The organism is Nocardiopsis sp. MG754419, assembly GCF_018207095.1.
GTDB lineage: Bacteria > Actinomycetota > Actinomycetes > Streptosporangiales > Streptosporangiaceae > Nocardiopsis.
The window spans coordinates 1-776 of record NZ_QOCZ01000328.1 but is presented as its reverse complement, the minus strand read 5'-3'; the positions used below and the strand labels follow the sequence as shown (position 1 = coordinate 776).

Sequence of the window (776 nt, the reverse complement as noted above, 5' to 3'; positions counted from 1 at the left end):
GTCGGTGATGGCCGCCAGGTCGCCGCCGGTGGTGTAGCGCAGGTCGTTGGTGTTGCCGTTGCGGTCGGCGTGGGTGATGGCCCACCCGTTGGCGTTGAAGTGCCAGACCTGGTCCTCGAACTCCCCGCGGGTGTAGGTCAGCGCCCAGTGGCCGTTGTCCAGCTCGGTCAGGGTGGCGTTCAACCCCGAGGGGGCGTCCCATCCGCCGTTCTCGTTCTCGGTGAACTCATCGCACGAGCCGGTGGGTCCGTGGAAGGCCACCCGGTCGGACTCGAACTTCAGCCCGATGTCACGGCCCGCGGACTGCTTCCACTTGAGGTTCAGATCGCGGGAGTTGTAGACGCTGTTCAGGGCCAGGTCCAACCCGGTGCCGGCCACGGTCAGGTCGCGGTGGCGGATCACGGCGTTGCCGCTCTCCAAGTTGATGTCCACGTCCAGGCGGTCGCTGATCTGGTGGCGCTGCATCGGATACCACTCGGCGAGACCGAGGTTCTCCCCACCCGTGGAGCAGGACAGATCAGGGCTGCGCGCGCCGTCGTCCTGTTCGCCGGTTCGGGGTTGCCATGCCTGGTCGGGCGGGTCCTCACCGACGGGGTCGGTGTTGACCTCGCCCGGCTCCCAGGTCTCGGGGACCGGAACGGTGCGCTCTGCGGGCGAGTGCGGGTCGGTCTCGGCCCAGGCGGGTGGGGCTGAGAGCAGGCCGAGGGTCAGAGTCGCGGCGGCCGTTGTGGCCACGACCGAGCGCAAGGGGAGCGGTCTCAAGAGGAAAGACTCCA

General features: G+C 68.6%; 1 pseudogene. It reads right to left on the bottom strand.

Features of this window, described 5'->3' with window-relative positions:
- Window positions 1–762, bottom strand: a pseudogene (locus tag DSY14_RS27955) (hypothetical protein); the annotation flags it as partial.
- Between the last annotated feature and the right edge of the window lie 14 nt (window positions 763–776).